The organism is Streptomyces sp. NPDC045470, from assembly GCF_040646595.1.
In the GTDB taxonomy this organism is placed as follows: domain Bacteria; phylum Actinomycetota; class Actinomycetes; order Streptomycetales; family Streptomycetaceae; genus Streptomyces.
Genome location: NZ_JBEZAN010000043.1, coordinates 1 through 13,526 on the forward strand (window position 1 = coordinate 1; position 13,526 = coordinate 13,526).

Genomic DNA, 13,526 nt, shown 5'->3' on the forward strand with positions numbered 1-13,526 from the left:
CAACGCGATCCTGTCCGCAACCCGACCACCCCCACCTGCCCGCACACCAGCCACACCAACTCAACGACCACCCAGGCATAAAGTCAGCAGCATTGCGCTTAGCCCTCGAATCCGAGCCCGAACCAGGTCGAGCCTGATCCAGTCCGAGTCCGAGTCCGAGTCCGAGTCCGAGTCCGATCCAGTTCGAGCTCGGGTACGCATCCGAGCCGGGTACGAGTCCGGTCCCGGACCCGATCCCGCCCCCCCAAACCCGAACCCCCTCTCGAACCCGCGGCCTCGCACCCGCCCGGCCCGGCCCGCGCTCGATAACGTCTTCCGAACACCCCCGTACCCAGGCTCTCCTCGGCACCTCCCGAAGGCCGCTGTCGTGGCAGCATGGTCCGCACAACAGCTTGGCAACGGCTTGGCAATCCGCTGTGCGGGGCGGCGGTCCGGTCCACCCTGCCGACCGTCAGGGCGATCCTGAGGTGGTGGGCGGGTGTCCGCCCGGGCGGACGGACGGGGGCCGCCCGGCGGCGGCGAACAGGGTGGAGGCGGCGATGCGCTGGTTGGTGGGGTGGAGCAGTACCGGCACGGGACCGGCCCCCACCGAGGAGGCCCGCACGGTCCTCCCCGTAGGCGCCCAGCTCCTGTGGGGCGACCCCGACCCGCTGTGGGCGGTCGGCGACTGGCGTGCCGACGAGGTGCGCGTCGTCCAGGCCGACGCCGAGACCCGGCTCGCCGTCTTCGGCGTCTGCGGCGCCACCGACGATCAGCTACGGGTCGGCCTCTTCGCGGCCCGTGGGGGCGCGTTGCGCCACCTGACCGCTTGGCCCGGCAGCTACACGGCCGTCGTACAGGTCGGCAGGCGCGTGACGGTCACCGGTGACCTGGCGGGCGCGCGGCCGGTCTTCCACACCCCGTGGGCGGGCGGTACGGCGTACGCGACCGCCGCCCTCCCGCTCGCCGACCTGATCGAGGCGGGCCTGGACGTCGGGCACCTGGCCGCGCTGCTGGCCTGCCCGGACGCGCCCGAGGCGCTCGGCGCCGGTACCCCGTACGAGGGAGTGCGACGGGTACCGCCCGGCCATGCGCTCGTCCTCCGCGGCGGTAGCTGCGACATCACCTCCTACGAGCCGACGTCGTCGCTCGCCGTCGCCGCGCCCCAACTGCCACCGGAGCAGGCCGTCGACGGCGTGCGCGACGCGCTGGTCGAAGCCGTACGGGCGCGGCTGTCCGGGCCCCGGCACGCACCGGACCCGGACGGCCTGAACGGCCTGGACCCCGGCCCTGTCCCGGGCATGGGCCCGGCCGAACGGCGGGCCGCGCGCGGCGCGCCGGCCCCCGGCGTCGGCGCCGACCTCTCGGGAGGCAGCGCCTCCGCCACTCTGGCCCTGCTCGCGGCCGGACTGCCCGGAGTGCCCGGCACGGTCAACGGACGGGGGGAGCGCCTTCTGGCCGTCACCTTCAACGACCGTGCCACCCATGGGGGCCGCCCGTACCGCGAGGCCGAACTGGAGCGGGCCCGCAGCATCGCCGTCAACCCGCGCCTCCACCACGTCGTCGTCGCGGCGGGCGAGGAAGCCCTCCCGTACGCGGACCTGGAGGGCGGGCCGCTCACGGACGAACCGGGGCCGTCGCTCATCACGGCCGGACGCCACCGTCGGCGGCTGCTGGCGGGCAGCGCGGACCACCTCGTGGGCGCCGGTGCGCGGCAGGTCCTGGACGCGCACCCGGCCCGCCTCGCCGACCTGCTCCTGGACCGCCGCAGACGCCATCTGCTGCGGCCTGTCACGGCACTGGCCAAGGCCGACGGGCCGCTGTCCCAGTCGGCGCTGGTGCCGTTCACCGTCTACCGGGCCGCGCGCAAGCTGGCCCGTACGACGTACGGGGCGGGCATCGCCGACACGGCGACGCGTCTGAGAGAGCGGCAGTTCACCGATGAGCCGGTGGCGGGCGGCGGGGCGGTGGACGCGTCCTTGGCGGCGCTCTCCTGGTGCCGGCCCGGGCCCGCGGCGCGGTGGCTCACAGGGGAGGCGCTGGCTGAAGTATCGGTTCGTCTGAATGCCGCGGCCGTCCGGACACCCTCCGTGGGGCGGCCGGGGGAACGCCGGGCCCGCGCCGCGCTGGCCCGGCACGCGGCCGACCACCGGATCTTCGAACAGGCCGTCGAGGTACGCAACCAACGCCTGCACGCTCCCTTCCTCGACAACCAGGTGGTGCTGGCCTGCCGGGCGCTGCCGGACACCCTGCGCGTCCAGCCGGGGGCGCGGGCGGCCGTGCTGCGTGCCGTCCTGTCCGGCGCGGGCGTCCGCGACCTGCCGTCCGGCTGGGGCGCCACGTCCCACATCACGCACGCGGCAGCCGTACGGGCCGGGCTGCGCACCTCCATCGGAGACGTGGTCGGCCTCTTCGACGCACCGCTGCTCGCCGACGCGGGACTGGTCGAGGCCCGGGTCGTACGGAAAGCCCTGCGCGCGGCGGCCGAAGGCGCCCCGCTCCCCCTGGACGGGCTCGCCGAACTCGTCTCCACCGAACTGTGGCTGCGTCGCCTGCTGGCCCGGCGTGGCACCTGCTGGACCGGCACGGCCGCACCCCGCCAGCGGGCCGTGGCGGGCGGGGTGTCGCCGCGACCGAGCCTTTGAGGGGATGGGCGAGGGGGACGGGCCAGGGGGGCGAGCCTGCTGGGTACGTCGGGGTGACGGGACGGGACCGCAGCGTCGATACGGTGGCGGTTCGTTGACACGGGTGCGGTGCGTCGTCGCGGCAGGGGACCGACGATACGGGTGCGGTGCGTCGTTACGGTGGAGGATCGACGATACGGGTGTGCGTCGTTACGGCGGCGGATCGACGATACGGGCGCGGTACGTCGGTACGGCGGCGGATCGTCGAAACGGGTGTGCCGCGTCGTGACGGTGACGGTTCGCCGATACGGGTACGTCGCGTCGGGACGGTAGCGGATAGCCGACACGACAGCGGTTCGCCGACACGGGACCGGTTCGCCGATACGGAACCGATCCGCCGCTACGGGCCCGGTTCCGATACAGAGCCGACCCGTCGCCGCAGCCACGCCCCGTCGCTACGGCGGCACCTCGCCGCTACAGCCCCGTCGCGCCACGACCGCACCCGTCAGCGGCAGGTGATCTGTGACTGGGCCCAGTCGCCCAGGAACATCACGGTGTGGGACGAACCGGGCTCGACCACCAGCCGCAGCGTCCTGTGCCCCCGCAACGGCACATGGACCGGGACGGCGGGCTGTCCGCCGCGTACGACTCCCGAACGCCAGAGTCGCTGCCCGTCCGCGTACACGGAGAAGCGCAGCGCCCCGAGGCCGAGCCCCATGTCGTCCACGCCTGCGAACGCGCCGTACGCCGTGCACTGCCGGTTCAGGTCGATGGTCACGGAGGACGGCGCGTGCACGGTCACCCCGTGCCGGAACGTCCTGCCGCCGATGCTCAGCCCCTGCCGCTGCCACAGCCAGCTACTGTCCGCCATGCGCACTTCGGGCTTCGTGCCGTCCCCCACGAGGTCCCACGTCAACTTGTTGATCTGGTACGGGGACGGAGCGGGCGCCGGCGGGGTCGGCGTCGGCCTCGGGGAGTGGGCGGGCGGGTCGGCCGGTGCGGGGGTGTGCGGTGGCTCGGGTGCGGGGGTGGGCGAGGTTTTCGTCGGTGCGGGAGTCGGGGACGGTGTCGGTGTCGGTTCCGGCCGGGAGGAGGCGGTGGGGCCGGGCGTCGGCTTCGGGGACGCGGGGGCGGGCGCCGGGGGCGGCTGCTCCGGCGCGCCCTCCGGCGGTTCCGAATAGGGAGGCGGCGGCGCGACCGAGGCCGCTCCGGGCTGCTTGGCCTGCGTACGGGGCGACGGCTGCGGGTCCCCGATCAGCGCCAGGGCGAGCGCGGCACCCACCACGATCACCAGTCCCGCGCCGATCGCCACCTTCGCGGGCGCGCCGAGCCCCTCGCCCACCGCGGCGCCCGCACCACCGGTCCCACCAGCAGCGCCCGCCCCTGCCGCCCCACTCGCTCCCGTAGCCCCTCCGGCCCCCGCAGCAGCCCCTGTCCCCGCAGATGCCCCCGCGCCCGCACCCCCGGCCGCCCCCGCACCCCCGGCCGCCGCGGCCGCCCCGGCTCCCGCCGCGGCGCCCGCGCTGCCGACCCCCACCACGGCCGCAGCCCCCTTGACCGCGTACCCGGCCGCGAACCAGCCGATGACCGCCACCGGAAGGACGACCCGGATGTGCTCGTTGACGTCCGCGACCTCCGAGGCCGCCGTACGGCACCGGGCGCAGTCCTCCAGATGCTTGCGCAGCCCGCGCTCCGCCCGCATCCGCAACCCGCCGCGGGCGTACGCGCCGAGCCGGTCCGCGTACCGGGCGCAGTCGCCCTCGGCGGTCAGCGAACGGCTCACGTGCGCCTGAAGGTACGCCTGCTTGAGGCCCTCGCGCGCACGGTGGGCCAGTACGGCGGTGGCGTTGGCCGACAACCCGAGCAGCGGCGCGACCTCGCTCGGTGACTCCTCCTCGATCGTGGTGTGCCACAGCACGGTCTGGTAGCGCTCCGGCAGGCTGCGGAACGCCCGTACGGCCATGGACTGCTCGGCTTCGTGCATGGCGCGGACGTCCGCGCCGAGGTCGAGCGTGTCGTCGTCCAGCGTGGTACCGGCGGCCGTGACCGCGAACGCGGCGAAGTCCTCCACCAGTTGCTCGCGCTTCGCGGTCCTCCCCCACGCCGCGGCCACCCGGCGGACGGTGGTGAGCAGATAGGCGCGTACGGACGAGTCGGGGCCGGAGCCGCCGCGTACGGCCTGGAGGGTACGGGCGAAGACCTCGCCGGTGAGGTCGTCGGCGGTGTGCGCGTCCCGGCAGCAACTGCGCGCGTAGCGCCGTACGGCGTCGGCGTGGCGGCGGTACAGCTCCTCGTACGCGCTGTCGTCGCCGCTCCGCATACGGTCGATCAACTCGCGGTCCGCGGAGAGGGGGGCGGGCTGCGCCGCCGGCGTTCCCGACGTCTCCGGTCCGTCCGCTTCCGCAGAACCGTCCCGCCTCGCTGAGCTGCCGGTTCCGGCCGTCTTCGGGCGGCTCGGCTTCCGGTGGGCGCCCCGGCCCTTCGCGTCCCGCGCGCCTCTCAGCTCCCGCGATGCACTTCGCTCCCGCGCGTCCGCCGGCTCTGAAGCCTTCCGCCGCTCCCGCTGCTGAGGCACGTTGCGTTCGGCCGTTCCGGGCCGGTAATCGTCCTCGGCCCGGTCGTGCCGTTCCACGGAACACCCCGGAGAACCCGCGCCCAACGGCTCCGCGCCACCCACCCCGTACGGACGCTTCTGCCCGGGGACTTGAGGGCCCCGCTCCCCGCCCCGCTGCCCGCCGGGCTCACCGCCAAGCCGCTCGTCCCGCCGCTCGTTCCGCCCGTCCACACCCATCGCCGAGGCCCCCGAACACGCCGTCGCTGCGGTAACACCGCGCAAGCGTGTCACAGACGCCCCCTTCGGCCGGTCCGGCAAGCACACCAACCACTCGTCCGGGGGCAGTACACGGACGGCAGCACTAGAGGTCACTCGTACGGGGAATACTCGTCCGTCCGCGCCCAGGGCCCCGCGCCCATGACCCGGCGCCCAGGACACAGAACGGGGCGCGGCGCCGGCCCGCAGCCGACCCCACGCCCCGCCCGTCCGATCACAGGCTGAGGCCACTCAGCCTTGCTCAACCAAGCCGAGCCCAGCTCAACTCAGCCAAGCTCAGCCCGAGCCGAGCCGAGCCGAGCCGAGCCGAGCCAAGCTCAGCCCAGCCAAACCCAGCTCACCCCTGCTCAACAGGCCGCGACCGCAGCCCCTCCAGCAGGATCTCCAGCAGCCGGGCCGAGGCGGCCTGCTGCTGGGCCGGGTCGGGCAGGGACGGCGCGCCCGTGGCGATGACGAGCAGCACGTCGGCCACCGTCACGTCCGCGCGCAGTTCGCCCGCCTCGCGTGCCCGCTCGACGAGCTGCCCGACGACCTCCAGCAGCGCCTGGGCGCCACCGTCCGCCGTGGTCTCGCCCGGCCCGTGCGGCGCCTCCAGCGTGCCGGTGACGGCCGCGCCGCGCGGGGACACGCCGTTCGGAACGCCGGCGGGCACCCCGTTCGGCACCGTGGCCGGGACGTCCGAGACCTCGGCCCCGGGGACGCCGCGCTGTGCGACCACGCGGAACTCCGCGGGGACGCCGGACGCCGACGCGCCGGGCCCGTCCGCGGGAAGGTGCGCCGACCCGGCCGGCACGTCCGCCGGACCGGTCGGCACGCTGTCCGGCCCGTACGCCTGACGCTGCTGCGGAACCCGGGCCTCGGCGGCACCGGGAACCGAACCGGAAGCGGCAACCGCACCGGCACCGGTACCGGCACCAGGCGTGCCCTCCGGAACCGGAGCGCTGGCGCTCACCCGCAATATGCTCGGTGGCAGCAGCCGCCCGGCACCGGAGGCGACCGACGTCCGCAGGAAGCGCGAGAGCGCCGACCACGGGTCGTCCTCCTGGCCGAGCGCCGTACGCGCCTGGTCGGTGAGCCGGGAGGTCTCCTCCTCGGCTATTCGCCTGACCAGCACGTCCTTGCTCGGGAAGCGGCGGTACACCGTCCCCACCCCGACGCGGGCACGCCGCGCCACGTCTTCCATGGGCGCGCCGTACCCCAGCTCGCCGAAGACCTCGCGAGCCGCCCGCAGGACGTGCTCAAGATTGCGCTGTGCGTCCACGCGCAGCGGTGTGCTCCGGCCGCCGGCACCGGAGTGCGCGGTGTGCGGGTGCGTGTGCGTGGTGCCGTTTCCCCTGCCCTCCGCAGCGTGCGCGGTGGCAGTTACGGCAGTCGGCCATTGAGAGCCCTGAATGTGCATAGATGATCCCCCGGTAATGACGTCTCCCCCCGGAGACTCCCCGCCCTGACTGCTGGGGTGTAACGACGTGACGACGAGAGGCTGCACCCCAACGAGGTACGAACATAGTTGAGCCCAGGTCAAGAATGAAGGGGGCAGTTCCGCACAGTCCGTGCACCGATCGGAGTACGGGTCCCATCCGCCCCTATTCCGTACCCTCCGCTCGCCGTAGACCCACCACCTGACCTGCACTCCTGCGCTCGGCGGCGCGGAATCCGGCCCTCCGGGCCGATGTGCCGGACCGGTCATACATTTCGTCGGGCCTGTGGACAAAGGCGCGTCGCCGGTGCGTCATGGAACAGTGCTGTGTCCTTCCGGGGGCGCAGTGTCTGGTGGTGGCAGGCCGGGCGGACGACCGTGGCAACCCGCGTCGGCCGGCCTTTCGATGTCGCGAGGAGAACCTCTGTGAAGGAACCGGCGCGCATTCTCGTTGTCGGCGGCGGCTACGTGGGGATGTACACCGCGCTGCGCCTGCAGCGGAAACTGAGACAGGAACTGCGGCGGGCCGCCGTCGAGGTGGTCGTGGTGGATCCCGACCCGTACATGACGTATCAGCCGTTCCTTCCCGAGGCCGCGGCCGGCTCCATCTCGCCGCGGCACGTCGTCGTACCGCTGCGCCGGGTGCTGCCGCTCTGCAAGGTCGTCGTCGGGCAGGTCACCGCGCTCGACCACGCCGCGCGGACCGCCACGGTCATGACACCGGCCTCCGAGGAGGACGGCACCGGCGGCCTGCAACTGCCCTACGACGAGCTGGTGCTGGCGCCCGGCTCGGTCTCCCGCACCCTGCCGGTCCCCGGCCTCGCCGAGGGCGGCATCGGTTTCAAGACCGTCGAGGAGGCCATCGGCCTGCGCAACCACGTCCTGGAGCAACTGGACATCGCCTCCTCGACCCGCGACCCGGCGATCCGCGCCGCCGCGCTGACCTTCGTCTTCGTCGGCGGCGGGTACGCGGGGGTGGAGGCGCTCGCGGAACTGGAGGACATGGCGCGCTACGCGGCGCGTTATTACCACAACGTCGAGCCCGGTGACATGAAGTGGATCCTGGTCGAGGCGACCGGCCGCATCCTGCCGGAGGTGGGCACGGCGATGGGGCAGTACGCGGTACGGGAGCTACGGGCGCGCAACATCGACGTACGGCTGGAGACGCGCCTGGAGTCGTACGAGGGGCGGATCGCCGTCCTGAGTGACGGCGCACGCTTCCCGGCTCGCACTCTCGTGTGGACCGCGGGCGTCAAACCGCACCCGCTCATCGCCGCTTCCGGCCTGCCGCGCACCGGGCGCGGCCGCCTCAAGTGCACCGCCGCCCTCCGGGTGGAGGACGTCGAGCACGCCTGGTCGGCGGGTGACGCAGCGGCCGTACCGGACCTGACGGCGGAGCGCCCGGCCGAGCCGGACGAGCCGCGCCGGGAGTGCGCGCCCAACGCCCAGCACGCCGTCCGGCAGGCGCGGGTGCTGGCGGAGAACATCGCCGCGGTGCTGCGCGGCGGGCCCGTCGTGGACTACGCGCACAAGTCCGCGGGGTCGGTCGCGTCGCTCGGCCTGCACAAGGGGGTCGCGCACGTCTACGGGCGGCGCCTGAAGGGCTGTCCGGCGTGGTTCATGCACCGCGTGTACCACTTGAGCCGGGTGCCCACGTTCAACCGGAAGGCGCGGGTGCTGGCCGAGTGGACACTCGCCGGGCTGTTCAAACGGGAAATCGTTTCTCTCGGCTCGCTGGAACACCCGCGCGCCGAGTTCGAACTGGCGGCGGGCACCGGGCGCCACAACGAACCGAGCTGACGGGGCGGGCCGGCGGGCTGAACTGGTGGGCTCATCGGGCGGGCCAAGCTGACGAGCCGCCGTGGCGAACCCGCAGCACCCGGCCCGGAACTGACGTGCCGTCGTACGACGCCAGCGTACGGACCACCGGGGCCTCCCCCCGCTCGTACCACCTGCCCCTCCGACCCGCCGTAGCCCCCCGTAGCCGGAGTCAGGAACTCCACCTCCTGCCCCCGGCGTCTGACGGATGTCAGTCCGGTCGGCCACACTGGACGTGTGACCATGGGTGGGCTCGTATCTGCGAAGAGTGACAATCACGAGGATTCTGGACGATTGCTGCAATCCGCCAGAGGGCACCGAGGGTGCCCCCAGCCGACACCGCTCCCCGCTTCCGCCGGGCGGGCGTCCCTCCGGCGTGCGCGCGGGGAGTCCCACCGAGCCGACGGCCCGATCCCGCGCGACGACGCGAAGTAAGAGGTACCCCTCCGTGAACTTCACGCGCTGGAGCGCCCGTCTCCCCGGCACACAGCGGCGGAGCGCCGCCCGGCCCGACCGCGCCGCGCCGACGACCGCCGCCGTGCCGGCCGGGCCCGCCGCCCCGGTCCCGAGCGGCCCGCCGGCCGCAGGCACCGGCGCGGTCCCCGCGGCCCGCGCCGAACACCCCGACTCCGACGCGGCCGGTGACGGCCCGTCCGCCGGCTCCGGCCGCGCGCCCAGCGTCGACGCGCTGTCCGTCCACGACATCCTGGGCAAGATCCCCGCCCTGGTGGCGGTCGTGTACGGGCCCGAGCACCGCATCGCGTACGTCAACGGCGCGTACGCCACCGTCTTCGGCACCCGCCCGCCCGGCGCCACCGCGCGCGAGGCACTGCCCGAGCTGGACGCGCTCGGCCTGCTGCCGCTGATGGACCAGGTGCTGCGCAGTGGCCGCCCCCGTACGGTCAAGGCCCGCCGGGTGCCCGGCGGCGCCGGTGCCGACCAGTCCAGGGACGGCTACTACACGTTCACGTGCACCCCCATCGAGGTCGCCGCCAGCGGCCCGGCGCCCGATCCCGAGGTCGCCTGCGTGGCGCCGCACAAGGGCGTGCTGGTCTTCGGCGCCGACGTCACCGACCAGGTGGAGTCCACCGAACGGCTGCGGGCCAGTGAGGCACGCCAGCGCGCCGCGGCCGTGACGCTCCAGCGTTCCCTGCTGCCGCAGGAGCTGGAACAGCCCGACGACCTGCGGGTCGCCGCGACGTACCAGCCGGGCGGCACGGACGCGGCGGTCGGCGGCGACTGGTACGACGTCATCACGCTCGGCGCCGGCCGGACGGCCCTGGTCATCGGGGACGTCATGGGCCGGGGCGTGCGCGCCGCGGCCGTCATGGGCCAGCTGCGTACGGCGGTCCGCGCCTACGCCCGGCTCGACCTGCCGCCCCATGAAGTCCTCCAGTTGCTGGACGGACTGGCCGCCGAGATCGACGCCAGCCAGATCGCGACCTGCGTCTACGCGGTCCACGACCCCAACGAGGGCCGCCTGGTCTATGCCTCCGCCGGCCATCTGCCCATCCTGGTGCGCGACGCCGAGAGCACGGTCCTCCGCGCCGCCGAGCCGACCGGCCCGCCCCTGGGCACCGGCGGCTGGCTGCACACCTCCGGCAGCGTCCCGCTGGGCCCCGGTTCGAGCGCTGTCCTCTATACGGACGGTCTGGTCGAGCGCCGTGACAAGGACATCGACCACGGGGTCGAGGCCCTGGAGCGCGCCTTCGCGGGGGCGACCGGAGCGCCGGACATCGTGTGCGACCGGCTGCTGCGCGCCCTCGGGATCACCACCGACCACGACGACGACGTGGCCGTCCTGGTCCTTCAGCATCCCGCCCGTACGGGGCACGACGCCGAGCTGTTCCACAACGCCGCCCTCGAACTCCACGGCGGTACGGAAGCGGCGCCCCGCGCCCGCGCCTTCGCCTCCGGGGTGCTCGCCTCCTGGCGCTTCTCCCCGGAGCTGCACGACCTCGGCGTCCTGGCCGCCAGCGAACTGGTCGCCAACTCGCTCCAGCACGGCACCCCGCCGATGCGGCTGCGGCTGCGCCGTACGGACCGCCGTCTGATCGTCGAGGTGACCGACGGCGACGATCACCTGCCGCGACGGCGCCGGGCCGAGCCCGCCGACGAGGCGGGCCGCGGGATCTCGATCGTCGCGACGATCGCCTCGGCGTGGGGCTCGCGGCGGACACCCGGCGGCGGCAAGGCCGTGTGGTGCGAGTTCGCCCTGCCGCGGGAGTAGGTGGCAGGGGCGGGGCCCGGCCCTCACGGCGCGCGCCCGCCGAAAGCAGAGACGGGCCGGACCCTGCTCGATGCGGCAGGGGCCGGCCCGTCTCTGTGTCAGCTCGTTCGCGAGGCTTGCCGCCTACGCCACCGCTGTGACGGCCTCACGCCGAGGCGCACCCGTCCCGGCCGCCGTATCGGCCCCCGTGTCGGTGACCGTGCCCTCCGGAGCGTCCGGAGTGAAGGCCCGGATGTGCGGATTGTCCTGCGCGGGGCTCAGCATCCGCCCCAGCCGCAGCGCCAGCACACTGATGCCGACGGTGCAGAGCACCAGTATCCCTATGTACGGGGCCGCCAGCCCGTGGCCCACCATCAGGGCTCCCATCCCCGGGCCGATCGCCAGGGCCAGCTGCTTCACCAGGGCGAAGACCGAGTTGTACAGACCGACCAGGGACGTCGGCGCCAGGTCGGCCACCAGGGGGGCCACCGTCGGAGAGAGCAGCGACTCCCCTATACCGAACAGGGCGTACGTCGAGATCAGCAGCGTGGTGGCCACCGCGTGCGCACCGTGCACCAGGCCCGACAGGCCGGCGGCCAGCCACGCCACGGTCCAGATCAGCCCGACCACGGCCATCACCCGGCTGCGCCGCCGCCGCTCGACCAGCTTCAGGACCACGAACTGGGCCGCCACGATCGCGGCCGTGTTGGCGGCCAGCGCGATACCGAGCGTGGACGGCGCGATGTGCGTGACCTCGGTGGCGTACGCCGCGAGCCCCGACTCGAACTGGCCGTAGCAGGCAAAGAACAGCACGAAGCCGAGCAGGCACAGCCACATCATGCGGCGGTCGGTGAAGAGCGAGCGCAGGGCGCCCTTGCCACGGGCCTCGCCCGGCACCGGGTCCTCGACCCGGGCCGTACGCGGCAGCCGCACGGTCGCGATGGCCGCGCCCAGCACCAGGAACATCACGGCCTCGATCGCGAAGAGCCGGACGAAGCTGCCGGCCGCCGTCTCGTCGACCAGCAGACCGCCGATGAGACCGCCGATGCCCAGGCCGAGGTTGTTCAGGAAGAACTGGGTGGCGAACGCCCGCGAGCGGGTGACCGCCGTCGAGCACCACACGATCATCGTGGCCAGAGCCGGCTGGATCACCGCGATACCGGCCCCGAGCGCCACGGCGGACAGGATGACCAGCGGCTCGGTGGTGGACAGCCCGAGCCCGAGCGATCCGACGGCGGAGGTGACGGCACCCACGACGGCGACCGGCAGCGGACCCCGCCGGTCGATCGCCCAGCCGGTGAACGGCAGCACGAGGAGCGCGGCGAAGGCCAGCATCATCAGTACGAGGCCGGCCGTGCCCGCGCCCAGATCCCGCACCTTCGCCACATAGACGTAGAGATACGGAACCGTGAAGCCGTTACCGAACGCGCTCAGCGCGTTGCCCAGCTGGATCCGGCGCAGCGCGGCGCCCATCGCGGTGGTCACACTCACCTACCTAGGTCAGATCGAGGGGGACTGGACAGTCACACCCTGAAGACTTCAATGCTAAAGTTCGAAGCTAAAGAGTACATGCCGAAGGACTTCAACGCCAATGAGGTACGTGCCATACTTCCCGGCATGCCAGAGCCCTCAGATGCGGCCCACAGTCCCGCGGAGCCGAGCCTCGAGGAACAGATCGCCGCTTACCAGCGCGAGTTCCAAGGCCTCGATCCGCAGGTGGAGCAGGTCGTCTCCGCACTGCAGCGCCTCAACCGCCGGATGAACGTCGCCTACGGGCGGCAGACAGCCACCCTCAACATGAGCAACGCGGAGTGGGAGGTGCTCAAGGCCCTCGTCGTCGCGGGGGCGCCCTACCAGATGGGCCCCGGCGAGCTGGCCAAGCGCCTCGGCCTCACGCCGGCCGCGATGACCCATCGCATCGACCGGATGGCGAGTGAGGGCCTGGTGACGCGGGAGCGCGACGAGGCCAACCGCGTACGGGTGATCGTCGAGCTCACCCAGGAAGGCCGCGAGAAGTGGGTCGAGGCGATGCGGATGGCCTCGGTCTTCGAGGAGGACCTGCTCCAGGACCTCTCCACCGAGGAGCGCGGTCAGCTCGGCGAGATGCTGACGCGCCTCCTGTGCCGTGTGGAGGACGCCCAGCCGGACGCCGACGGCCGGCTGAACGACCTCGACTGACCCGGCACGACTGACCGGCCACGACTGTCCGGGCACGACTGTCCGGGCACGGCTGACGCGGACACAAAACCGGTTGACCAGAGGTGGTTGACATGGGCCGCAGCCGTACGTAGGGTTCTTCGAGTTGCCATGGAGCTGTAACGGTTCTGCGGTAGCCCCTCGCGCCGCACCGGCGGCACCACCACTACTGCACGACTCCCGAACGGGACGAATTTCGGCATGCCGAAATTCCGACCAGTGACTCGATTATGCGTCACCGGGAAAAGGCACTAAAGTAGTGATCACGCCGGAAGGCGCGAACAACCCCCCTTCGACGGGGAATCGGATTCGCATTCGAACCGACCAGCTTCCTTCACCGGAAGCCCGGAACGAAAAACGGATCTGATAGAGTCGGAAAGGCCGAAAAGCGAAAGCCGGACGGCCGCCCCGCTCCAGCAGGGAGCCGGAAACGGAAAGCGGAAACGCCGAACG

General features: G+C 73.2%; 7 protein-coding genes. 4 read left to right on the forward strand and 3 right to left on the reverse strand.

All coding sequences use genetic code 11. The features are described from left to right. Nucleotides 1–539 precede the first annotated feature (539 nt). A complete protein-coding gene (locus AB0A97_RS41205; RefSeq protein WP_361161120.1) occupies nucleotides 540–2,624 on the forward strand; it encodes an asparagine synthase-related protein in 2,085 nt (694 codons plus the stop codon). Nucleotides 2,625–3,108: 484 nt separating this feature from the next. Here the strand turns inward: AB0A97_RS41205 and AB0A97_RS41210 are convergent, their stop codons facing one another. Together AB0A97_RS41210 and AB0A97_RS41215 are read right to left on the reverse strand one after the other, a co-directional pair. After that, nucleotides 3,109–4,923 carry a sigma-70 family RNA polymerase sigma factor gene (locus AB0A97_RS41210; RefSeq protein WP_361161124.1) on the reverse strand — a complete coding sequence of 605 codons (1,815 nt, stop codon included), beginning with the start codon at nucleotides 4,921–4,923 and terminating at the stop codon, nucleotides 3,109–3,111. Nucleotides 4,924–5,770: 847 nt separating this feature from the next. After that, the gene (locus AB0A97_RS41215) at nucleotides 5,771–6,832 is read right to left on the reverse strand and encodes a helix-turn-helix domain-containing protein (protein ID WP_361161127.1); all 1,062 of its coding nucleotides are present in this window, start codon (nucleotides 6,830–6,832) and stop codon (nucleotides 5,771–5,773) included. A 444-nt stretch (nucleotides 6,833–7,276) separates the two neighbouring features. On the opposite strand from AB0A97_RS41215, the gene AB0A97_RS41220 reads away from it, so the two are divergent. Further along, nucleotides 7,277–8,650, forward strand: a complete 1,374-nt coding sequence (locus AB0A97_RS41220) for an FAD-dependent oxidoreductase (protein WP_361161130.1) — start codon at nucleotides 7,277–7,279, stop codon at nucleotides 8,648–8,650. A gap of 466 nt (nucleotides 8,651–9,116) precedes the next feature. After that, nucleotides 9,117–10,898, forward strand: a complete 1,782-nt coding sequence (locus tag AB0A97_RS41225) for a SpoIIE family protein phosphatase (protein WP_361161133.1) — start codon at nucleotides 9,117–9,119, stop codon at nucleotides 10,896–10,898. A 123-nt stretch (nucleotides 10,899–11,021) separates the two neighbouring features. Here AB0A97_RS41225 and AB0A97_RS41230 read toward each other — a convergent pair whose 3' ends face one another. Next, entirely contained in the window at nucleotides 11,022–12,362 is a 1,341-nt protein-coding gene (locus AB0A97_RS41230) for an MFS transporter (protein WP_361161139.1), read from the reverse strand. A 132-nt stretch (nucleotides 12,363–12,494) separates the two neighbouring features. Here AB0A97_RS41230 and AB0A97_RS41235 point away from each other — a divergent pair, with 132 nt between their 5' ends. Next, the gene (locus tag AB0A97_RS41235; RefSeq protein ID WP_361161136.1) at nucleotides 12,495–13,055 is read left to right on the forward strand and encodes a MarR family transcriptional regulator; all 561 of its coding nucleotides are present in this window, start codon (nucleotides 12,495–12,497) and stop codon (nucleotides 13,053–13,055) included. Nucleotides 13,056–13,526: the final 471 nt, after the last annotated feature.